This window comes from Nonomuraea thailandensis, from assembly GCF_024172165.1.
Classification (GTDB): Bacteria; Actinomycetota; Actinomycetes; order Streptosporangiales; family Streptosporangiaceae; genus Nonomuraea; species Nonomuraea thailandensis.
In genome coordinates, this window is sequence record NZ_JAMZEB010000002.1 from 8,581,010 (window position 1) to 8,603,242 (window position 22,233).

16 protein-coding genes are annotated in these 22,233 nt (G+C 72.4%); 4 read left to right on the forward strand and 12 right to left on the reverse strand.

Going from position 1 to position 22,233, the window contains the following annotated elements:
* Positions 1 to 20 precede the first annotated feature (20 nt).
* The 4 genes from HD597_RS43200 to HD597_RS43215 form a co-directional block, all read right to left on the reverse strand.
* The gene (locus HD597_RS43200; protein WP_253751382.1) at positions 21 to 611 is read right to left on the reverse strand and encodes a winged helix-turn-helix domain-containing protein; all 591 of its coding nucleotides are present in this window, start codon (positions 609 to 611) and stop codon (positions 21 to 23) included.
* 222 nt (positions 612 to 833) lie between these two features.
* A complete protein-coding gene (locus tag HD597_RS43205; protein ID WP_253751385.1) occupies positions 834 to 2,141 on the reverse strand; it encodes a ferredoxin reductase family protein in 1,308 nt (435 codons plus the stop codon).
* A gap of 134 nt (positions 2,142 to 2,275) precedes the next feature.
* Positions 2,276 to 2,779, reverse strand: coding sequence for a pyridoxamine 5'-phosphate oxidase family protein (locus HD597_RS43210; protein ID WP_253751388.1), 504 nt, complete (start codon positions 2,777 to 2,779; stop codon positions 2,276 to 2,278).
* A 54-nt stretch (positions 2,780 to 2,833) separates the two neighbouring features.
* Positions 2,834 to 3,367 (reverse strand): cysteine dioxygenase family protein, encoded by a 534-nt coding sequence (locus HD597_RS43215; protein WP_253751391.1) that lies wholly within the window; start codon positions 3,365 to 3,367, stop codon positions 2,834 to 2,836.
* Between the two features lie 110 nt (positions 3,368 to 3,477).
* Here HD597_RS43215 and HD597_RS43220 point away from each other — a divergent pair, with 110 nt between their 5' ends.
* The 3 genes from HD597_RS43220 to HD597_RS43230 all read left to right on the forward strand — a co-directional run bounded on the left by HD597_RS43220 (position 3,478) and on the right by HD597_RS43230 (position 11,866).
* Positions 3,478 to 4,338 (forward strand): LysR family transcriptional regulator, encoded by an 861-nt coding sequence (locus HD597_RS43220; protein ID WP_253751394.1) that lies wholly within the window; start codon positions 3,478 to 3,480, stop codon positions 4,336 to 4,338.
* A 141-nt stretch (positions 4,339 to 4,479) separates the two neighbouring features.
* On the forward strand, positions 4,480 to 5,106 hold the full coding sequence (locus HD597_RS43225) for a LysE family translocator (protein ID WP_253751397.1): 627 nt from the start codon (positions 4,480 to 4,482) through the stop codon (positions 5,104 to 5,106).
* Positions 5,107 to 5,203: 97 nt separating this feature from the next.
* A complete protein-coding gene (locus HD597_RS43230) occupies positions 5,204 to 11,866 on the forward strand; it encodes a tetratricopeptide repeat protein (protein WP_253751400.1) in 6,663 nt (2,220 codons plus the stop codon).
* Positions 11,867 to 11,914: 48 nt separating this feature from the next.
* On the opposite strand, the gene HD597_RS43235 is transcribed toward HD597_RS43230, so the two are convergent.
* From HD597_RS43235 to HD597_RS43260, 6 genes are read right to left on the reverse strand one after another with little or no spacing between them, the layout of a single operon-like run.
* Positions 11,915 to 12,775, reverse strand: coding sequence for an alpha/beta fold hydrolase (locus HD597_RS43235; protein WP_253751403.1), 861 nt, complete (start codon positions 12,773 to 12,775; stop codon positions 11,915 to 11,917).
* Positions 12,776 to 12,813: 38 nt separating this feature from the next.
* A complete protein-coding gene (locus HD597_RS43240; protein ID WP_253751406.1) occupies positions 12,814 to 14,400 on the reverse strand; it encodes an acyl-CoA synthetase in 1,587 nt (528 codons plus the stop codon).
* A complete protein-coding gene (locus tag HD597_RS43245) occupies positions 14,400 to 15,548 on the reverse strand; it encodes a thiolase family protein (protein ID WP_253759711.1) in 1,149 nt (382 codons plus the stop codon). The genes HD597_RS43240 and HD597_RS43245 overlap by 1 nt, the downstream gene beginning before the upstream one ends.
* Positions 15,549 to 15,550: 2 nt before the next feature.
* Positions 15,551 to 16,573: a thiolase family protein gene (locus HD597_RS43250; protein ID WP_253751409.1), complete on the reverse strand. Its 1,023-nt coding sequence runs from the start codon at positions 16,571 to 16,573 to the stop codon at positions 15,551 to 15,553.
* Positions 16,570 to 17,469, reverse strand: a complete 900-nt coding sequence (locus HD597_RS43255; protein WP_253751412.1) for a Zn-ribbon domain-containing OB-fold protein — start codon at positions 17,467 to 17,469, stop codon at positions 16,570 to 16,572. Before HD597_RS43255 ends, HD597_RS43250 begins: the two co-directional genes overlap by 4 nt.
* Complete coding sequence (locus HD597_RS43260; RefSeq protein WP_253751414.1) at positions 17,459 to 19,003, reverse strand: acyl-CoA synthetase; 1,545 nt, start codon at positions 19,001 to 19,003, stop codon at positions 17,459 to 17,461. Before HD597_RS43260 ends, HD597_RS43255 begins: the two co-directional genes overlap by 11 nt.
* Positions 19,004 to 19,120: 117 nt before the next feature.
* Between HD597_RS43260 and HD597_RS43265 the strand changes: the two genes are divergently transcribed.
* Positions 19,121 to 19,930 carry a crotonase/enoyl-CoA hydratase family protein gene (locus HD597_RS43265; RefSeq protein WP_253751417.1) on the forward strand — a complete coding sequence of 270 codons (810 nt, stop codon included), beginning with the start codon at positions 19,121 to 19,123 and terminating at the stop codon, positions 19,928 to 19,930.
* Between the two features lie 56 nt (positions 19,931 to 19,986).
* Here HD597_RS43265 and HD597_RS43270 read toward each other — a convergent pair whose 3' ends face one another.
* Positions 19,987 to 21,093 carry an NAD(P)H-dependent flavin oxidoreductase gene (locus HD597_RS43270; RefSeq protein ID WP_253751420.1) on the reverse strand — a complete coding sequence of 369 codons (1,107 nt, stop codon included), beginning with the start codon at positions 21,091 to 21,093 and terminating at the stop codon, positions 19,987 to 19,989.
* Between the two features lie 162 nt (positions 21,094 to 21,255).
* Positions 21,256 to 22,179: a cell envelope lipid trafficking protein PgfA gene (gene pgfA, locus HD597_RS43275; protein WP_253751423.1), complete on the reverse strand. Its 924-nt coding sequence runs from the start codon at positions 22,177 to 22,179 to the stop codon at positions 21,256 to 21,258.
* Positions 22,180 to 22,233 lie beyond the last annotated feature (54 nt).

Consider the following 22,233-nt stretch of genomic DNA (forward strand, 5'->3'; position numbering starts at 1 on the left):
CCTCGCTCGGCTCTGAACTGCTAGGTACGGAACGGAAAGCCGTACGTCTGCACGGCGACGTTCTCGCGGCCTTCCGTGTCGCCGGCGTCCCGCGCCGCCTCTGCCCGCAGCCGGTAGCCCTGGACCAGCTCGATGATCTCGTCACGCAGCGAGCGCAGCTCCTCCGCCTTGAGCGGCATCAGGGACTCCGAGGAGAACGCCGAGTTGCGCCAGTCGTCGCTCCACGCGGCCTTCATGTCGAGGTAGCCCTCGTACAGCTCGCCGCGCTGCCGGGCGTACACCCGCGAGACGGCGGTGTGGACGGCGTTGCGCTCGGGGGCGTCGCGGAAGTCCTCGTCGGTGGTCGAGATGCTGGTCATCACCGGCCGCCACCACCGCTGCCTGGCATCGCCGCTGCCGCCCTCGACCTCCTCGATGATGCCGTGCTTGGCCAGCTTGCGCAGGTGGTAGCTCACCAGCGACACGGCCTCGTCCACCTGGTCGGCCAGTTGCGAGGCCGTCGCCGTGCCCGCGACGTAGAGCGCGCGGTAGAGCTTGATGCGCAGCGGATGACCCAGGGCCTTGAGCGTGTCGAGGTCCTTGACGCGGTGGGACTGCTCCGGGGAGGACATACCACCACCATAGAAGCGAAAGAAAAGTTGCGCAATATTAGTTGCACAACTTTTCTTTCCGATCACCGGACGATCGGATCTTCGTGCGTACGTCCGCGGGATCCGTTCGATCAGTTCTGGACGGCCGCGAAGGCCAGGCAGGCGAGCACCAGGATCAGGCCGGCGACGATCGTCAGCCGGGTCATGTAGGCGTGGCGCACGGTTTCCTCCGGTACGGGCGGCTCAGACCCAGGCGAAGCGCTCGGTGTGGACCCGATCGGCGGGAATGCCGATCTCCGGGATGGCGGCCTCCATGGCGTCGAGCATCGGGTTCGGGCCGCAGACGAAGAACTGGAAACGCGGGCCGGCGGACGGCAGGTACCGGCGGAGCGTGCCGGCGTCGATGCGGCCGCTCTCGCCCGTCCAGCCGGGCGGCGGTTGTTCGAGTACGTGGACGACCTGGAGGTTCAGGCGGCCGGTGAGTTCGTCGATCTCCTCGCGGAACGGGATGCTGTCGTGATCGCGGTGTGCGGAGAACAGGACGACCGGCCGCACGTCGCCGCGGTCGGCGAGGGTGCGGAGCATGCTCAGGGCGGGGACGAGGCCGACGCCGCCGGCGATCAGGCAGAACCCGGCGCCCTCGTACTGGTCGATGGAGAACACCCCGTGCGGGCCGTCGACGTAGACGGTGGCGCCCGGTCGTACGGCGCTGACGCTGGAGGTGAAGTCACCGAGCGCCTTGATCGCGACGGCGACCGTGCCGTCCGTCTCGGCGCTGGAGGAGAACGAGAACGGGTGCGAGGTCACCGAGAACGGCGACCTGCCGACAGTGATCCAGGCGAACTGCCCGGGCTGGAAGCGCAGCCCCTCGTGCCCCCGCGGGCGCAGCACGAGCACGGTGATCCGGCCGCGCTCGGGGAGCACCTGTTCGACCACCCACGGACGCCGCCACAACCGCAGTGGCCGCACGATCCGGATCCAGAGAAGCAGCCCCACGAACGCCGCCGTCATGATCGCCCACAGCACCTGTTTCCACAGGCTGTCGACGTAGTGGTTGACCAGCAGCACGTGCACCAGAGCCGCCGTGACCGCGAGTGTCGCCATCACCGTGTGCAGGACCTGCCACACCTCGTACGACAGGCGCAGCCGCCGCCGCCACACCGAGGTCACCATCAGCACCAGCAGGGCCAGCACCGCGAGCACGGCGAACCGAGCCCTCCACGGCAGCTCGGTCAGGGAGAAGGCGGCGATCACGCCCGGGCCCGACAGCGCCGTGTGCGTCAGGACGAACGCCAGGCCGACGTAACCGATCTCCCGGTGGAACTGGATCACCGCATCGGTGCCGAACGGCTCCGCCACGACACGGACCCGGGCGACGAGGGCGAACTCGATGCCCATCAAGGCCAGGCCGACGAACCCGAGGGCGACCGAGAAGTCGGTCCAGAATCCCTGGCCCGGGCGGCTCACGCCCATCAGCGCGAACGCCAGCGGCGCCACGCAGACCCCCAGGAACACGCCGACCCAGACGACCCCCTGTGCCGTCGCTCTCATCGCGGACCGCCCGCGGCCTCGCCTGCGCATGCCGGAGGAGCCATCGTGAACACCCCCGCGATGAGCTGTGACAACTACGCCGTGCGTACCCGTGCCCGCCAGGCCGAAACGGCTCCGGCACAGGCAGGGGCAAGTCAGCGGAAGCGCCACCGGGTCTGGGCGTAGTCGCCCTTGCGGAAGCCCAGCACCTTGGCCGGAGCCACCGCGAACACCAGAGCCTCTCCCCCGGCGACGTTGACGAACACCCCGTCGCTGACGTCGAAGTGCCACTCGCTGGTGTACTTGGCCTCCCACGCGTCGGCCAGCCGCTTGAGCGTGCCCTGGTCCGTGACGCGCTCGGCCACCCCCTCCACCATCAGGTCCAGGCCCTCGCGCAGGGCGCTGGCGCCCGTGGTGAGCACGCAGTTGCGGTTGGTCTCCAGGTTTCTGGCCTTCTGCTCCTCGGCCCCCGTGCAGAAGTGCAGCGCGTCGTCCTGCCAGACGGCCAGCAGCGTGGTGACGTGCGGGCGGCCGTCGGCGCGCACGGTGCTCAGCCAGTACGTCTCAGCGTTCGTCAGCTGCTCGCGGGCCTCGGCCCAGGAGGTGGCGGCGGCGTTCTCGGCGCTGAAGCGGGCGTCCAGCTCCGTCGTGGGTTCCATCGTCGCTCCCTTGCATCGGCTGTCGAAGGGACAGACCCGCGGGGCGCGCGGAACTCATCGGACCGGCAGGTCGTAGGTCCGGCGCACGCTGCTGCCGAGCCTGCTCACGTCGGCGCCGTACACGTGCAGCGAGACTCCCGTCTCCGAGCTGGTGTTGCGCACCTTGTGGATGTCGCCGGGCGGGGCGAACCCGCTGACCTCGCCCGGCCGGTTCTCGGCGTGCCCGATGCGCACCAGGTGGTCGCCCAGGTCGCGGTAGAGCGTCTCGTCCTCGATGCCGCTGAGGATGCCGAACGTGCACCACGACACGTGGTCGTGGATCACCGTGTCCTGGCCGGGGCGCCAGACGACGCCGACGACCGAGAAGCGCTCCTCGGCGTGGAGGATGTGGGAGACGTACCGCTCGGGCGAGCCCGCCCGCTCCTGCGGCGTGAGGATGTCGAGGCCCGGAAGGCGCTCCCGGAGCAGGGCGGCGACGGCCAGCGCGGTCGCGTGACCGTCGAGCCGGCGGTCGACGATGCGCGACACTCCCGAGACGATCGGCTCGAGGCCCGGCCTGGTGACTGTGGTGGCGGCGGCCATATCCATGGGATTCCCCTAGGAATAATCAGTAATCTGCCTTCCCCTTCTACGCTCCTGCATTTCGACCGATAGGTCCAACAGAAGTCTTCTGGTCGATCAATAGATAAGATTGATGAATGCTGGATGTCGCACGCCTGCGGGTGCTCGTGGCCGTCGCCCGCAAGGGTTCGCTGACCGCCGCGGCCAAGGAGCTGCACTACTCGCAGCCCTCCGTCAGCCACCATCTGGCCCGGCTGGAGGCTGAGACCGGGGCCAAGCTCATCCAGCGCGCCGGGCGCGGCATCCGGCTCACGGAGGCGGGCCGGCTGCTGGCCGAGCGGGCCGCCGACATCATCGGCCGGCTCGACGCCACCGCCGAGGAGCTGGCCGCGCACGTGGGGCTGCGCTCCGGGCGGGTGCGGCTGGCCGCCTTCCCCTCCGCGCTGGGGACGTTCATCCCGAAGGCGGCCGGCCTGCTGGCCGGCGCGCATCCCGGGCTGCGCCTGCAGCTCACCGAGACCGAGCCGCCCGAGGCGCTGCGGCTGTTGCGGGCCGGGCGGGTGGACGTGGCGGTCATGTTCCGGTACGACGACACCGCGCCCGAGGACAGCGGCATCCACATGATCCACCTCCTCGACGACCCCAGCTACCTCGTGTCGGGCACGGCGCCCGGCGAGGTCGGCGACCACGCCGACTCCGCCTGGATCGCCGGGTGCGACCGGTGCCGCAGCCACCTGCTGGACGTCTGCGACAAGGCGGGGTTCGAGCCGCGGATCGCGTTCACCAGCGACGACATCGTGGCCGTGCAGGCGCTGGTCGCGGCCGGGCTGGGGCTGACCATGCTGCCCGGGCTGGCGCTGGCGGCGCACCGGCATCCGGACGTGGAGGTGGCGGTGGTGCCGGGCTCGACGAGACACGTGTACGCGGCCGTCTACGGCGAGCCGCCCTACCCGCCCGCCACCGAGGCCCTGCTCACAGCCCTCCAGGACGGCCTCTGACGCCTGCTTCCCGACCCCTCCGGGAAGGCGCCCGCTGCCCGGGGCTCTCGGTGGAAGGCGCCCGCTGCCCGGTGCTCTCGGGGAAGGTGCCCGCTGCCCGAGGCCCGGTAATGGCGTTGACGCCGGTCCTACGATTGCCCCATGCCGGATATCTCGTCACTCGCCATCTTCTGCGCGGCCACCCTCGGACTGCTGCTCGTGCCCGGCCCCGCCGTGCTCTACATCGTCACCAGAAGCGTCTCCCAGGGCCGCACGGCCGGCCTGATCTCCGTACTCGGCATCCACACCGGCTCGATCGTCCACGTCGCCGCCGCGGCGCTGGGCATCAGCGCGCTGCTCGCGGCCTCGGCCACGGCGTTCACGATCGTCAAGTACGTGGGTGTGGCGTACCTGGTCTGGCTCGGCGTCCGCAGGCTGATGCGGAAGGGCGGCGGCGAGGAGCTCGTCGAGCTGAAGGTGCAGTCGAAGCGGCGGTTGTTCTGGGAGGGGTTCGTGGTGAACGTGCTCAACCCCAAGACCGCGATCTTCTTCCTGGCGTTCCTGCCCCAGTTCACCGACCCGGCGGCAGGGCCGGTCGGGCCACAGATCCTGGTGTTCGGGCTCGTGTGGCTGCTGCTCGGGATGGCGTCGGACGGCACGTACGCGATGCTCGCCTCCGCCCTGGCCGGTCGCGTGCGGAGCTCGGCCCGCGCGCGACGGCGGCTGGACGTCGGGAGCGGGGTCGTGTACCTCGGGCTGGCCGCCTGGCTCACGACTGAGAAGGCCTGACAAGCCGGGAAATTTCGCGTCCTTGATGCGATAGTGAGAAGGAGATCAGGCTGATCGGGGGCTTTTCTTCCGTACGTAGCTGACAGGTAGCGGACCCATGGACACGCCACCACACCGCCTCGGGCTCGAACGGGTCGTCGAGGTCTTTTCCGGTCATGACGACCTCGTCGGCGTGACCGGCTCCGGGTACGCGATCGGTGCCGACCTGGTGCTGACCTCCGGGCAGGTGGTGGAGCCCGGCGCGCCCTGTCACGTACGGCCCCCGTGGTCCGGCCGGTGGCTCGCGGCCGAGCCGGTGTGGCGCGGGCGCGGCGGCGCGGACGCGGTGCTGCTGCGGGTGTCCGAGGCTGCCTGGGCCGACGTGGCCGGGATCGAGCACAACCGGTGGGCCAGGGTGGCGAGCAGCGGCTCCTATCGCGTGCGCTGCGTGGCCCGGGGTTTCGCGCAACTCGGCCGGCCGGGCGGGCTGCCTGATGGAGAGCCGGGCATCGGAGAGCCGGGCGGGCTGCCTGGTGGAGAGCCGGGCATCGGGGCGCTGGGCGGGCTGCCTGGTGGAGAGCCGGGCGGGCCGCTTGGTGGGAAGCGGGGCGGGCTGCGGGATGCGGAGACGCTGTCCGGCCTGGTCAGCCCGCCGACCGGCGCGGTGTCGAAGGCGCTGGCGGTGAGCGTGCTCTCGCCCGAGCTCGACGCGGCGCCGACCCCGCTCTGGCACGGCATGTCAGGGGCCGCGCTGCTCGCCGAACCCGCGGGCCAGCTCATCGGCGTGGCCGTCCCAGGCCCTGGCGGGTACGAGCGCCGCCGGCTGGACGCCGTGCCCGTGACCGCGCTGCTGAGCGACGCGCGCTTCCGCGAGCTGGCGGGCGTGCCGCCGGGGCCGCTGGAGACCGTCTCCGAACACGACCGCTCGGTGGCCCTGCCCGCGCTGCTCAGGCCGGCCCGCGAGCGGCTGCCGGAGGACTGCCCCGACTGGGTGCTGCTGATGGCGCGGCACGCGGTGGTGCCGTTCCTGGGGCGGAGCGAGGAGCTGGGCACGCTGCGGGCCTGGGCGGCCGAGCCCGGCCCGCTGTCGATCGCGGTGCTGAGCGGGCGCGGCGGTACGGGGAAGACGCGCCTGGCGGGCGAGCTGTGCGTGGAGCTGGCGGAGGCGGGGTGGGACGCCGGGTTCCTGCCTCTGGACGCGGTGACCGGCCTCTTGTCCGGGGAACGTGCGGCGTTCGAGGCGTTGCGGCCGACCCTGGTCGTGGTGGAACGGCCCGAGCCGTCTTCACCGGTGGTGGGCGAGCTGGTGCGGCGGCTGGCCAAGCACGGTCACAACGCCCGGGTGCGGCTGCTGCTGGTGGCTCGCGAGCCGGGCGAGGCGGAGTGGTGGCGGCGGCTGGACACGGCGGCGGGCGGCTGGCTCAGGCGGCTCAACACCACGACCGTGCAGCTCAACGCCCATCCGCTGACGCTCGCCGAGCGGAACGAGCATGCGGTGGCGGCCATGAAGGCGTTCGCGCCGAGCCGGGCCGCGCTGCCCTCCCCGCCGCGTCTCGACGACCCGGAGCACGGCCTTCCGCTGCACGTCCACCTGGCCGCGCTGCTGCGGTTGTGCGACGGGGAGGAGGAGAACGGCGGGGAGCCGGCCGGGGCGGCAGGCGAGGCGGCGGACCGGCCACCTGACGAGGCGACAGCACGGACAACGGACCGGCTCCCTGACGAGGCGACAGCCCGGACAACGGACCGGCTCCCTGACGAGGCGACAGCCCGGACAACGGACCGGCTTCCTGGCGAGATCGCGGGCCGGCAGCCGAGCAGGACTGCGGGCCGTTCGCCGGGTGGTGAGAGTGGTGGCGGGCTGATCGGGCGGTTCCTGGCGCGTGAGCGTGGCCGGTGGGCGCGCGTCTGGCCGGACGGAGAGGAACGGCTCAGCGAGGCGACCGCGCGGCAGGCGGTGGCGGTTCTCACGCTCACCGCACCGGCCCCCGCCGAGCTGCCCGTCCTCCTGACGTCCGTCCCGGGACTCCGCGCCCGCGCCCCGGGCCCGGCGGGCGGCGCCGGGCACCCGGCGGACTGGTTCCACGCCCCGAGCGACCTGCCGCCTTCCCCTGAGGGCAGCCCGAGCGACACGAGGCCTCCCCAGCCCGGCGCCCTCGTCGCGGCCCGCTGGCTGGGCCGCCTCTTTCCGAGCTCTCCCGGCTCTCCTGGTGGGCGGGTCGCCCCGCTCGGGCCCGATCTGGTGGCCGAGCAGTTCCTGGCCGAGACCGAGGACCTGGACGCGCTCGTCCTGGCCCTGCACGACCACGAGGGCCGCACGGTCCACCACCTCGTGCGCATGCTGGAGGTCCTGCGGCTGTCGAGCAGCAGGAAGCCTGTCAGGCAGGCGTTGTGGTCGCTGGTCGCCAGCCGGCTGGGCAAGCTGGTCGCGGAGGCCGCGGCCAATCCCGCCGGCGGGCTCGGCGACGCGCTCAACGCCGCGCTCGTGCTGTTCGCCGGCGACCGGCAGCTCGCCGAGACCGCGGCCGGACTGCCTGCCTGGCCGGAGGGGCGCGAGGTGGGACTGCCTGCCTGGCCGGAGGGGCGCGAGGTGGGACTGCCCGCCCGGCCGGAGGGCCCGGAAACCGGGCTGCCCGCTGAGCCGGTGGGGTGGGAGGACGGGCTGGGGTGCCGGGCGCTCAAGGTGACGCTGGCGGAGCTGACCGTACGGCATCGGCGGGGCAGCGGCGGGCGGCTGGCGCTGGCCAGGGCGCTGACGTGGTTGTCGGCCGGGCTGGCGGCCGTGGGCAAGACCGGGGAGGCGGTCGTCGCGGCGGCCGAGGCCGTGGAGACGTACGCGGGCGCTCCCCCGTACGAGGAGCCGGCCGGGCGGGCGGAGGCGCTGTTCGGGCTGGGTGCCTGCCTGCTGGCCGGCGGTGAGGCGGGCGGGGCGTTCAAGCCGGCGCAGGAGGCGGCGGCCCGGTACCGGATCCTGGCCGAGGAGGATCCCCGCCACGCGGAGCACGCCGCCAGGGCGCATTACAACCTCGCCTGCGCGTTGCTGGAGCTCGGACGGCTGGACGAGGCGGTGGAGGCGTTCGAGGCGGCGGGCGGGAGCGCCGGGTTCGCATCCCAGGTGAGAGGGGTGCTGTCCGTGCTGCCCCGCACGGCCGGCGTCACGGGCGACGTGTCGCGGCCGGTGCCGCTGACCTCGTTCGAGGGGATCGGCGTCGCCGCCGTGCTGCCCGACCTGGCCGCCTGCCTGGCCGCCGCCACCGTGTCCGCCGTCAAGAACACCGCCCCCACCAGCAGGAACGTGGCTCACCACCTGCACCTGGCCGCCGCCTGGCTGGAGACGCACGATCGGCCGGCCGAGGCGCGCGCCCCGGCGGCCGAGGCCGTGACGCGGCTGCGGACCCTGGCCGCCGAGGAGCCGGGGCTGCGCGCCATGCTGGTGTCGGCCGCCGGCCTGCTGTCCAGGCTGCACGCCCGCATGGAGGACCTGGACGCCGCCGCGCGTTCCGCCGCCGAGGCCGTACGGAACCTGCGCGCCCTCGTCACGCTCGAACCGGACGAGCACCGCCCCGCCCTCGCCGACCAGCTCCTCGACCTCGGCGAGCTGCTGCTGATGGACGACCGCCCCGAGGAGGCGCTGGCCCCGCTGCAGGAGGCGGCGGCCGTGGTGGCCGAGCGGCGCACGGCCACCGCGGCGAGGGGCAGGCGGCTGCTCGGCCTCTGCCTGGACGAGCTGGGCAGGACCGTGGACGGCCTGGCGCACCTGGAGATCGCCGCCGAGCTGTACGACGTGCTGTGTCTTGAAGACGGCTCCTCCTACCCCGCTCACCGGGATGAGGCACGCGTCCGGCTGGAGTCCGCCCGTCAGCCCGGCCGCCCCGCCGAAGAGCCGTGGTTGCCCTGGTCGCCGTCGACGGCCCGGCCGGAGGAGGCCGTGGACCGGGAGACGGTCGCCGAGGAGACGGTGGGTCGGGCGGAGCGGCGGCTTGCCGAGTGCAGGGAGGCCGTTGAGAGCGCCGGTACGCCGGGGATCGAGCAGATTCATGCGTACCTGTCCGCGCAGGCCACGCTTGCCCGGGCCTGGGCGGACGCGGGGCGGGCGGGGGACGGGTTCGCGCTGGCGATGCGGGCGGCCGAGCTGCTCCAGCGGCACGCCGCGCCGGACGGGCCGCACGCGATCGCCGTCGGCATGGTGGCCGCGGCGCTCGGGTGCTCGCTCGTCGGGCTCGCACGGCCCAAGGAGGCCATCCCGCACCTGCTCACGGCCATCGAGTCGTACGAGCCGCACGCCGAGGCGAGCGCGGAGTTCCGTACGGAGCTGGCCCGGCTGATGGTGCTGGAGACCGTCGCCCTGTCGCGCGCCGCCTGCCTCTCCGACGCGGAGGCGGCCGCGGACCGGGTGGTCGAGCTGTACGAGCGGCTGGTGGCCGAGCGCGTCGAGCAGCCCGTGGCCCTGGCCGGCGCGCTCCGGCTCCAGGGCGGGATCCGCTTCGCCGGGCAGCGGCCGGACGGCGCGCTCCGGTCGGTCATCCGCGCGCTCGACCTCGTCCCGTCCCCGTCCACGCGGCAGGAGCGGCTGCTCGTCGCGACCTGCCTGGAGCTGGCCGGGCTGTGCCTGGCGGACCTGCACGAAAGCGACGCCGCCCGCGACCGGCTGGCGGCGGGGACGGCGGCGATGGCGCGGCTCGGGAGCGTTCCGCCCGATCTGGTGGGGGTGCATCTGCTGGCGCTGGTGCGGCTGGCCAGGATGCGGGTGGAGGAGGAGGGGCCGGTGGCGGGCGCCGCCCTGTACGCCCAGATCCTCGGGATCCGGCCGCTGCCGGGGCCGCCGGTGCTCGATGCCGTCGTGGAGGAGCTGGCCAGGTTCGCGGGCGAGGGTGGCCGGTTCGCGGGCAGCGGCCGGTTCGCGGGGGAGGGTGGCCGGTTGGCGGAGGAGCCCGCCGGAGGTGTGGCAGGGCTGGTGGGGCCGCTCACGACGTTCGTGGAGGGGATGGAGCGGGAGGTGCCGCTGAGCGGTGCGCCCGAGACGTACGATCGGTTCGGCCGGTGCCTGGCGCGGCTCGGCGCCGCTGCGGCGCGGGTGGGTGACACCGCGAGCGCCGTCCCGATCGCCGAGCTGGCCGTGCGCGTCTACCGCGGTCTCGCGCCCGTCTCGCCCGCCTACCGCGAGCCGCTCGCCTCGGCCCTCGCCACGCTCGCCGCCCTGCCCGGCGCCCGCGACGGCGCCCGGGACACTGCCGGCCCCGCGGGGCTCGCCGTGCTGGAACAGGCCATCGACCTGCTCACCCAGCACCAGGACCGCACGAGCGTCCCGGTCGACGAACGCCAGGACCACGCGACCGGCCTGGACGAGGAGCGCCTGGGCCGGTTGCTCGCCGGAGCCCTGAACCGCTACGCGGCCGAGCTGCTCGAACGGGGCCGTGCCGTCGAGGCGCTGGCCCACTGCGAGCGGGCCGCCGACCTCTGTGACGAGCTGGAGGACCCGGCCGTCGCCGCCGTCACCTACGCGCAGGTCGGCTCCACCCTGGCCGCCCTGGACCGCCCGCAGGCGGCTCTGGAGGCCATCGCCTGGTCACTGGCCGAGCTGGACCGTGCCGAGCTGGACCGTACCGAGCTGGAGCACGCCGAACCGGGCCGCGCCGAGCTGGAGCACGCCGAACCGGGCCGCGCGGGATTCGAGCGCGCGGGATTCGAGCGCGCGGAGTTGGAACGCGCCGACCCGGGGCGCGTGGAGCCAGGGCAACGGGAGCGCGGCGCGGGAGCGTGGCACGAGCTGTCGTTCGGGACCGATCCGCGGCGGGTGCGGGCGCAGGCGATCCAGGTCAGAGGACGGGTGCTGCGGACGTTCGGGCGGGCCCAGGAGGCGACGGCGCACCTGGTGGAGGCCCTGCGCCTGTTCACCGAGCTGGGCGAGCCGCTGCCCGCGGCCGAGACCGCCGCGCTGATCGCCGACGACCTCCTGGCCGCCGGGCGCCCGCAGGAGGCCGCCGAGTACGCACGGACCGCCACGACCGGCCACGAGCCGGGCACCGTGAAGCACGCCCTGGCCACCCAGCGCCTGGCCAGGTGCCACATGATGCTGGGCGAGCTGGCCGCAGCGAACGAGCTGGTCGAGGCCCTGATCCCGCTGGCCAGGCGCGAGCCGGACGACCTGACGTACCGCGCGATCCTGGCCGACTCCCTGGCGCAGAGCTCGGAGCTGATGCCGTTGCTGCGGCTGGACGGCGGCGCGGAGGCGGAGGCGCGGGCGCGCGAGGCCATCGCGATCTACGACGAGCTGCTGACCACGGGCATGAACGCGCAGGCCCTGCACACCAGCCGCGCGGGCGCCTGCCTCACGCTGGCGTCGGCGTTGCGGATGCGGGATCTGGCGGCCGAGGCGATCCAGCCGTTGCGGGAGGCGGTGGCGGCGCTGGAGCGGTTCTCTCCGGGGAACCCGATGCAGGGCGGGCTGCTGTCGCGGGCGATGCTCATGCTGGGCGACGCGCTGATGGAGGCGGGGCGGGCGCTGGAGGCCGGGCTGGTCTTCCACCGCAGCACGCAGGTGACGCGCGACGAGCTGACCAGGGCGGTGGCGCACGCCCGGCTCGGCTTCTGCCAGCAGGAGCTGGGCAGGGACGACGCCGCGGACGCCGCCCTGCGCGTCTCCGCCGACCTGCTGCGCGAGCTGCCGGTGGCCGAGCCGGACCTGCTGCGTGACGTGCTGCTCGGCCGGCTGAGGCTGCTGGAGAAGACGGGGCGGACGCACGACGCGAAGGCCATCGAGGCGGAGCTGCGCCGCCTGAGCTGAAGGAGAGATGTCAGCGGAAGGGCCGGATGAAGGCTGCCGGTCCCGGGTTCACGAACGGAGGAAGGCCAGCAGGGCGGATGCGACCTCGTCCGGCGCCTCCTCGGCCATGTGGTGCCCGCTGTCGATCACCTGCCCGGTCACGTCCTCGGCCCACGTCCGCCAGATCGCCAGCGGATCGCCGTAGAGCTCCTCCATGTCGTCCTTGGCCGACCAGAGGAACAGGGCCGGGCACGCGAGGCGCCGGCCCGCGGCGCGGTCGGCGTCGTCGGCGGCCCGGTCCACGGTCAGGCCGGCGCGGTAGTCCTCGCACATGGCGTGAACGGTGGCCGGGTCGCGGATGGCCCGCAGGTAGTCCTCGTGGGCTTCGGGCCCCATCTGCCCGACCGTCCCCCCATACCACGCGTCGGGATCGGCGTTGATGACCCGCTCGGCGGGTTTGGCGGTCTGCCCGAGGAAGAACCAGTGCCACCAGGCCGCGGCGAACCGCGCGTCGGCGCGGGCCAGCGCCTCGCCGATGGGGATGCCGTCCATCACCACCAGGCGGGTGACCGCGGCGGGGTGGTCGGCGGCGAGGCGGTGGGCGACGTAGCAGCCGCGGTCGTGGCCCGCCACGGCGAAGCGGTCGTGCCCGAGTGCCCGCATGAGGGCCACCAGGTCACGGGCCATGGCGCGCTTGGAGTAGGGAGCGTGGTCGGGGGTGGTGCGCGGCTTGCCGGAACGCCCGTATCCGCGCAGGTCCGGACAGACCACCGTGTGGTACGGGGCGAGGAGCGGGGCCACGCGATGCCAGGTCGCGTGCGTGCGGGGGTGACCGTGCAGGAGCAGGAGCGGGCTGCCGGAGCCGCCGTGCCGGACGAACAGCTCCGTCTCGCCCACGTCGATCATGCCGGTCTGGAAGTCGTCGAACATCCGCCCGCCCCTACCCGGGCGGATGTCGATCAACCAGGTCAGCCCTCCGCCTGCTCCGCCGTCTCCCTGGCCCACCGGTAGTCGGCCTTCCCGGCCGGCGAGCGCACCATCTCGGCCACGAACGCGTACGTCCGCGGCACCTTGTACCCGGACAGCAGCTTCCTGCAGTGCGCGTCCAGCTCGGCGGAGGTGAGCTCGACCCCGGGCCGCGGCTCGATCACGGCCGCCACCCTGCTCCCCCAGCGCTCGTCCGGCACCCCGGTCACCACCGCGTCGAACACCGACGGATGCCCCTTGAGCACCGCCTCGACCTCCTCGGGGAACACCTTCTCCCCGCCGGTGTTGATGCACTGCGAGCCACGCCCGAAGACGTTCACGGTGCCGTCGGGGTCCACGGTGGCGAGGTCACCGGTGAGCAGCCACCGGTTGCCGTCCTCGTCCGTGACGAACGTGCGGGAGGTCTTGGCCGGGTCGTTGTAGTAGCCGAACGCCACCCGCCCCGACCTGGCGACCGTGCCGAGCTGCCCGGAGCCGGGCTCGACGGGCCGGCCCTTCTCGTCCAGCACGGCCAGCTTGACGACGGAGTTCGGCTGGTAGCGCAGGCCCTTCTCGGGTGAGGAGCCGGCCAGGCCGGAGGCGGTGTAGCCGGACTCGGTGGAGCCGAAGCTGTCGATGATCATGGCGTTCGGCAGCAGCTCCTGGAGGCGGTCGCGGACGGCGCCGCTCAGGATCGCCCCGGTGGAGCTGATCGCGAACAGCGAGGAGACGTCGTGCTCGCCGCCCTCCAGGGCCTCGGCCAGCGGCCTGGCCATGGCGTCGCCGGTGATGCTGATGGTGTTCACGCGCTCCCGGCCGACCGCCCGCCACACCGCGCCGGCGTCGAACTTGCGCACGAACACGATGGTCGAGCCCATCCACCAGGTCAGGAACATGGCCATCTGCGCGGCCCCGTGCATGAGCGGCGAGGCGGCCAGCATCACCATGGGGTTCGCCTTGACGGCCTCGTCGATGACCTCCTGCGGGGTGGCGCGCGGGGCGCCGTACGGGTTGCCGCCGCCGAAGCCCATGAACAGGTCCTCGACGTGCCACATCGCGCCCTTGGGCATGCCGGTGGTGCCGCCGGTGTAGATGATGTACACGTCCTGACCTGAGCGCGGCTCGAAGCCCCGCTCCGGCTTGCCGCGCTCCAGCGCCGCCCCGTACGGCACCGCCGACCCGATCGCCGGCGCGCCGCCCGCGACGATGAGGTGCTCCAGCAGCGGCGCCTGGTCCAGCACGGCGCTCACCCTGGGCTCGAACTCCACGTCGTAGATCAGCGCCCGGATGTCGGAGTCCCGGTAGAGGTAGAGCAGCTCGGCCTCGACGTACCGGTAGTTCACGTTGATCGGGACGGCCCGGATCTTGAGCGCGGCGAGCATGCCGGCGACGTACTCGATGCCGTTGTAGAGGTGCAGGCCGACGTGCTGGCCGGGCTGGATCCCGAGGCCGAGCAGGTAGTGGGCGAGCCGGTTCGACTCGGCCTCCAGCTCGGCGTAGGTGCGGCGTTCCTGGCCGCAGACGACGGCCGTCCGTTCCCCGATCGTGTCCGCGAGCCCTTCGAACAGGTCAGCGTGGTTGAACTCCATCAGGGTCTCTCCCGTCCGACGATCCACATCGCGAAGAACTGGGCTCCCCCGCCGTAGGCGTGGCCGAGCGCCGTACGGGCGCCGTCCACCTGGTGCTCGCCCGCCATGCCGCGCACCTGCAGCGCGGCCTCGGCGAACCTGATCAGCCCCGACGCCCCGATCGGGTTGCTGGACAACACCCCGCCGGAGGCGTTCCACGGGGTGTCGCCGTCGAGCGCGGTGGCGCCCGATTCTGTGAGCTTCCAACCCTCACCTTCCGCCGCGAACCCCAGGTTCTCCAGCCACATCGGCTCGTACCAGGAGAACGGCACGTACACCTCGGCCACGTCGATCTGCCGCCGCGGGTCGGCGATGCCGGCCTGACGGTAGACGTCGGCGGCGCAGTCCTTGCCCGCCTGCGGGCTGACCGTGTCGCGGCCGGCCCGGAAGATCGGCTCGGAGCGCATGGCGGTCCCGTGCACCCAGGCGGGCGTGCCGGTGACGGCCGACTCCGACGACAGCACCATCGCGCAGGCGCCGTCGCTGGACGGGCAGGTCTCCAGGTAGCGGATAGGCTCCCAGAGCATGGGCGTGGACTCGACCATCTTCTGGTCGATGCCGGGGATCTTGAGGTGCGCGTACGGGTTCTTCAGCGCGTTCAGCCGGTCCTTGACCGCCACCAGGGTGCCGATGTGGCCGGGGGCGCCGGACCTGCGCATGTACTCGCGGATGTGCGGCGCGAAGTAGCCGCCGGCGCCCACGACCAGCGACGCGCTGAACGGCAGGTGGGTGGACAGCGCCCAGGTGGCGTTGGACTCCGACTGCTTCTCGAACGCGACGACCAGCACCCGCTCGTGCACGCCGCCCTGGATGAGGGAGGCGCCCACGAGCGCCGTGGAGCCGCCGACGCTGCCCGCCGTGTGCACGCGCATCATCGGCTTGCCCGCCGCGCCGAGCGCGTCCGCCAGGTACGCCTCCGGCATCATCACGCCCTCGAACAGGTCGGGCGCCTTGCCGATCACCACGGCGTCGATGTCCTTGAACGTCAGCCCGGCGTCCTCCAGCGCGCGCAGCGCCGCCTCACGCACCAGGCCGGCGATCGAGACGTCCCTGCGCTTGGTCGTGTAGTGCGTCTGGCCGACGCCGATGACCGCACACCGGTTACCCATGGTCATGCCTCCAGGACGGTCACGAGGTTCTGCTGCAGGCAGGGGCCGCCGGCGGCGTGCCCGACCGTGCGGCTCGCCGTCCCGTCGTGGATGCGGCGCGCGGCCTCGCCGATGCGGATGAGGCCGGCGGCCATGACGGGGTTGGCGGCCAGCGGGCCGCCCGACGGGTTGATCACGGTGTCGCCGCCCAGCTCCAGGGCCTGGCGCAGGATGACCTCCTCGTGCGGGAACTGCGCGTGCAGCTCGGCCACCTCGACGGGCCCCTTGCCGACGCCGGCGGCGCGGGCGGCGTCGGCCGCGGACGCCGATCGGGCCAGGTCGCGCATGCCGAGGTAGTGCGGCTCGGTGCGGTGCGCGATGCCCCTGATGTAGGCGGGGTTCGGGTGCAGCCGGGCGGCGAGGTCGCCGGTCGCGAGCACGATCGCCGCCGCGCCGTCCGTGATGGGCGGCACGTCCGCCTTCCTGAGCGGCTGTACGGCGTAGTCCTCAGAAGGAGCGGGGTCGGGCAGGTCGAGCGCGTACGGGTTGCTCCGCCCGTCGGCCCGGCTGCGCCGTACGATCTCGTCCAGTTCCTGCCGTTCGGCGCCCACCGCGGCGGCCTGGAGCGCGGCGTAGGAGAGCTGGTCGAGGCCGAGCGGGGCCAGGTAGTACGGGTCGAGCTGGAGCGTCATGATCGTCCGCAGGTCGCCGAGCGACGACTTGCCGAAGCCGTAGACCAGGGCGGAGTCGATGTCGCCGTGCTGGAGCCGCACCCACGCCTCGTACAGGGCCCAGGCGCCGTCCATCTCGACGTGACTCTCGGAGATCGGCGGCCAGGCGGCCAGCGCGTCGAGCGCCGACACGAACGAGAACGGCGCGCCCGCCAGGTAGTCGCAGCTCCCCGAGCAGGTGAAGCCGAAGCGCTTGAGCCCGGTCAGCTCCTTGACCTCGCTGATCACGGGGTGGATCAGCTCGTGCTCGCTCAGGCCGGTGTCGTGATCGGTGTGCCGCGTCTGCGCGAACGCGACGATCGCCACGTCTCTCATGCCAGCTCCACATCGGGCTCGCCGGTGGGGGCGAACCAGCGGATGTTCGCCATGGACGCCGTGCGCTCGCTCTCGGGGACCCAGACGGCCCGGACCCGCATGCCCTGGCGCACCTCGTGCGCGGGCACGTCCCCGATGAGCGCGATCATGGGGATGTCCGCGCCGTCGAGCAGGATGTACGCCGACACGAACGGCACCTGGGGAGCCCGGGGGGCGGGCAGGTTGTTGATGGCGAAGGTGGTGATCGTGCCGGTGTCGGGGAGTTCGAGCGTGTCGGGGAGGGTGTTGCCGCATTCGGGGCAGGCCAGCCGGAGCGGGACGTACACCTTCTCGCACTGCTCGCAGCGGCTGCCGAGCAGGACGCCGCGCTCGACGCCCTCCAGGAAGACGCGCAGCGCGCCGCCGGCCTGGAGGCGGTACTCGGCGCGCACGCTGGACACGATCTTCGTGACCTCGGGGGCGAAGTGGGAGATGTCGGTGATGTGGCCGGTGGGCTGGTCCCGCCAGACCGGCCAGACCCGGGCGCCCGTCTCCAGGGCCTTGGCGTTGTCGGCGGCCACGGCGTGCAGGAGGTCGCTGTCCGCGCCGTCGAGGCGGATCAGGGCCCAGGCGAAGGGGCGGTCCAGGGGGTGGGCGTCGAGCGGCTCGTCCACCCAGGCCCAGGTGGTGATCGTGCCGGCGGGGCCGACCTCGACGTACTCACCGGTCACCGGCTCGCCGGTCGCGGGGTCGTACTCCAGCGGGGGGACGAGCACCCGCCCCTCCGCCGTCCGCACCCCGACGAGGCGGCGGGCGCGCAGCTCGCTGAGGAACCGGCCGATGACCGGCCCGGTCGTACGCGTGTAGCCGCCGGGGAACTCCAGGACGTGCTGAGCTACCAGCGGATCAGATGGCACGGTCGTGTCCCTCCCAGTACGGGGCGCGGAGCTTGCGTTTGAGCAGCTTGCCGTTCGGCTCGCGGGGCATCTCGGCGATGAAGTCGATGCTCTTGGGCCACTTCATCCTGGCCAGCCGGCCCTCCAGGGAGGCCAGCAGCTCGGCGGCCAGCTCCGGGCCCGGCTCGATGCCGGGGGCGGGCTCGACGACGGCCTTGACCTGCTCGCCCCACTCCTCGTCCGGGATGCCGAACACGGCCACGTCGGCCACCTTCGGGTGGACCATGAGCTCGTTCTCGATCTCCGCGGGGTAGATGTTCGTCCCGCCCGAGATGATCATGTCGGCCTTGCGGTCGCAGAGGAAGAGGAAGCCGTCCTCGTCCAGGTAACCGATGTCGCCGACGGTGAAGTGGTCCTTGAGGCGGTTCGCGGCCGTCTTGGCGGGGTCGCCCTTGTACTCGAACTGGACGCCCATCATCTTCATGTAGATGGTGCCGGGGGTGCCGGTCGGCACGGGCTCGCCCTGCTCGTCGGTGATGAGCAGCTCGCTGATCGGCCAGGCCTTGCCGACGGTGCCGGGATGGGCCTTCCAGTCCTCGGGCGTGGCGAGGGTGCCGCCGCCCTCGGTGGCCGCGTAGTACTCGTACACGCAGTCGCCCCACCATTCGAGCATCGCCCATTTGACCGGGACGGGACAGGGGGCGGCGGCGTGGATCATCCACCGCAGCGACGACAGGTCGTACTTTTTCCTGACCTGCTCCGGCAGCGCGAGCAGCCGCTTGAAGTGGGTCGGGACCATGTGGGAGTTCGTGACCCGGTGGCGTTCGCAGAGCGCCAGCATCTCCTCGGCGTCCCACCTGTCCATGTAGACGAGCGTGTGGCCCAGGTGCAGGGCCGTCCCGCCGAACTGGGTGACCGCCGTGTGGTAGCTCGGGGAGGTGACCAGGTGGGCGTTCGGGCGACCGGGGGTGATGCCGAACAGCCCGAGCAGGAACGTCATGAGCTCGGCGGAGTCGTCCGGATCCAGGCCGCTGAGCGGTCTTCTGACGCCCTTGGGCTTGCCGGTGGTGCCCGAGGTGTAGTGCATGGTGGCGCCGGCGGTGCGGTCGGCGGGCGCGGTGTCCGGCTGCCCGCCGGTCAGCTCGCTCGCCGCCCTGAACCCGTCGCCCTCCCCCAGCAGGAAGCGGCGCTCGGGCGCGATGGCCTCCGCGCCCCTGGCGCCCTCCGCGGCGAAGCGGGGATGCACGAAGAACGCCTTGGCCTCGCTGTCGGTGACGATGTAGGCGATCTCGGGCCCGGTCAGGTGCCAGTTGATCGGCGTGTAGTACCAGCCGGCCTGAAGGGCGGCCAGGTAGAGGACGAGCCCGTCGGCGCCGTTCGGGACCAGACCGCAGATGCCGTCGCCGGGCCGCAGGCCCAGTTCGCGAAGGCCGTGCACGAGCCGGTTGGAGCGGGCCAGCAGATCGCCCGCGCGGTGCTGGGTGCCATCGGGGTCCACGGCCGCGATCCACTCGGGATCCGCCTGCGCGAGCCTCCAGAAGCCGAGTGTGCCCATCTGATCTCCTCAGCGCGGGAGTGAGCAAAACAGGAACCTGTTCTCGTTTGCTGGTCGGAGCGTATCCTGGGCCCATCTTCGTAGCAAGCGCTTGATCTAGTCACTCCGGAGGCGTCCGTGGAGCTCCTGTCGATCAGCACCCCCCACTGCCGGATCGAACGTGACGGCCACGTCCTGACCGTCACCATGAACCGGCCCGAGGCCCGCAACGCGCTGTCCTCGGACATGCTGATCGGCCTCGCCTCGGCGTGGGCGTACGCGTCCCAGGAGCCCGGGATCCGGGTCGCGATCCTGACCGGCGCCGAGGGCACGTTCTGCGCCGGCGCCGACCTCAAGGCCATGGGCCAGCCGTCGGCCGACCCCGACGTGCAGGCCCGCGCGGCCCAGATCCCCAACTTCCACTGGAAGGGCCTGCTGCGCGAGGACCTGCCGACCAAGCCGATCATCTGCGCGGTCGAGGGCCACGCGGTGGCCGGCGGCACGGAGCTGCTGGTGGGCACGGACCTGCGGGTGGTGGCGGAGTCGGCCACGCTGGGCCTGTTCGAGGCCAAGCGCGCCCTGTTCCCGATGGGCGGCAGCGCCGTCCGGCTCCCCCGGCAGATCCCGTACTGCCACGCCATGGACCTCCTGCTCACCGGCCGCGCCGTCACGGCGGCGGAGGCGCTGTCGATGGGCCTGGTCAACCGCGTGGTCCCGGACGGCCAGGCGCTCGCGGCGGCTCGCGAGCTGGCCGAGGACGTGGCGGCGTCGGGGCCGCTGGCGGTGCAGGCCATCCTGCGGACGTATCGGGACACGCTGGGGATGGCCGAGGTGGAGGCGTTGAAGGTGTCGGACGAGCTGGGGTGGCCGGTGATCGGCTCCGAGGACGCCAAGGAGGGCACGCGGGCCTTCCGCGAGAAGCGTTCCGCGAACTACCAGGGCCACTGATCGCCGTGGCCGGATGACGGAGGCACGCCCGTCACGGCCTCCGTCACCGAGAGCCTTCAGTCGCCGGTGAGGCGCTCCAGCCGCTCCAGCGCCTCCCCGTACTCCTCCACGAGCCCGAACACCACGTCCTTGGCCGGCCGCACCTGGTTCATCACCCCGATGATCTGCCCGGCCGGGAACGTGGCCAGCTCCGAGGCGTCCGAGCGGCCGATGCGCCGCAACGCGTCCGAGACCAGCATGAACTGCAGCGGCATCGGCAGCGTCCCCGGCGACTCCTCCGACTCCCACGCCTCGGTCCACTCGTTCCTGAGGAGCCGGGCGGGCTTGCCCGTCCAGCTCCGGGAGCGGACGGTGTCGCGGGAGGTGGCCTCCAGGATGCGGCGCTTGGCCATCTCCGGCGTGTCGGCCTCCTCGACCGCGAGCCAGATCGAGCCCGTCCACACGCCCTCGGCCCCCAGCGCCATGCCCGCGGCCATCTGGCGGCCGTTGCCGATGCCGCCCGCGGCCAGCACGGGCACGTCCACGGCGTCCACCACCTGTGGGATGAGCACCATGGTGGAGATCTCGCCCGTGTGGCCGCCGGCCTCGGTGCCCTGGGCGACGACCACGTCCACGCCCACCTCCACCTGCTTGAGCGCGTGGCGCGGGGTCGAGGCGAGGGCGGCGACCTTGACGCCGTGGGAGTGCGCGAGCTCCACCACGTCGGCGGGCGGCGGGCCGAGGGCGTTGGCCAGGAGGGCGATGGGGTGGCGCAGGGCGACCTCGACCTGGGGGCGGGCGGTGGCGTCCGTCCAGCCGAGCAGGACGCGGCCGGCCTCCGCGTCGGCCGACAGCGCCGGGACGCCGTGCTTGGCCAGCAGGCCCTCGACGAACGCCCGGTGGCCTTCCGGGATCATGGACTGGAGGCGGCCGACCAGCTCCTCCGGTGCGAAGTCGGCGCCCTCGTACGAGGCCGGCATGACGACGTCCACCCCGTACGGCTTGCCGTCCACGTGGTCGTCGATCCACTTGAGCTCCGTCTCGAGCTCCTCGGGCGTGAAGTAGAGCGCTCCCAGCACCCCCATGCCGCCGGCCTTGCTGACGGCGGCGACCACGTCCCTGCAGTGGCTGAACGCGAAGATCGGGAGCTCGATTCCGAACATGTCCGTGACACGTGTCCGCATGGCCCGACAATACGTCCGCGATCGACCGAACTGCAACGCGTTCTAGACTAGAACCTTTCGTCTGGTACCGGTGAGTAACCTTCGACTATAACTCGTTCTAGTCAGAGGTCGCTGTCAATGAAAAAGGGCCCGTTTTCACGGGCCCCGGAATTGCGCGGCTATTTACTCGGTCCGCTCCGCGCGGCGCCGGCCGAGCAGCACCCCGGCCACCACGAGCACGACGCCCACGACGAGCAGGACGAGCGGGATGACGTTGCGCAGCAGGTTGATGGTGTTCTTGCCGCTCTGCGCGTTCTTGACCAGGTCGTTCACGGTCGCGTCGGTCATCTTCGCGGTGGCGATGAAGGCCGCCGTGCGCTCGACCCCGTCCTGCGTCTTGAGCACCTCGTGCCGCTGCTGCTCCTGCCGGACGGGCGAGCCCGTGACCGGCTCGATCCAGTACGTCGTCTTGCCGTCGTACCAGCGGTCCACCTGCACGTCCCCGGTCTCGCCGGTGATGCCGAGCACGTTGGCGGGGGCGGTGCGGGTCTCGGTCTTGATCGGCGGCACGGTCTGCTCGAAGACGTAGACGGGCAGCCCGTTGACGTTGTCCTCACGGACGAAGACCGCGTCGTACGCCTTCTGCGCCGTGGAGTTGAACACCTTGTACGTCTTCTTCTCCACGTCGAAGGGGAACTTGTAGATCTGCCCCTCCAGCGTCACCGGCGCCTTCTCCACGTTGTTGCTGCAGCAGTTCACCGCCAGCCCCGTGTACTTGTTGAAGGCGCTGCGGCGCTCGGAGATGTCGATCTGCGGGCGACTGTTGGTCACGTCGTTGACGACCGTGGCCTCGTCCCAGACCACGTGGTCGTCCTTGGCCTCCTTCACGTCCCCGCGGGTGGTGACGATGATGTCGAGGTCACCGGTCAGCACCTTGAGGTCCTGCATGGAGAAGTACTGGGCGCCCTTGGCCTCCAGTCGCGAGATGCCGAACTGGTTCGCCGGCGCCGAGATGATCTGATCGGCCGCCCAGAATTTCAGCAGGGGCGCCAGCGCGATGAAGAAAGCCCCGAACCCGATGAGGACGAGCGTGGAGATACGACCCATCGAGGCCTCCGCATTTTGTAGAACATGTTGTCGTTTGTCTGCGATCGTCGAGCA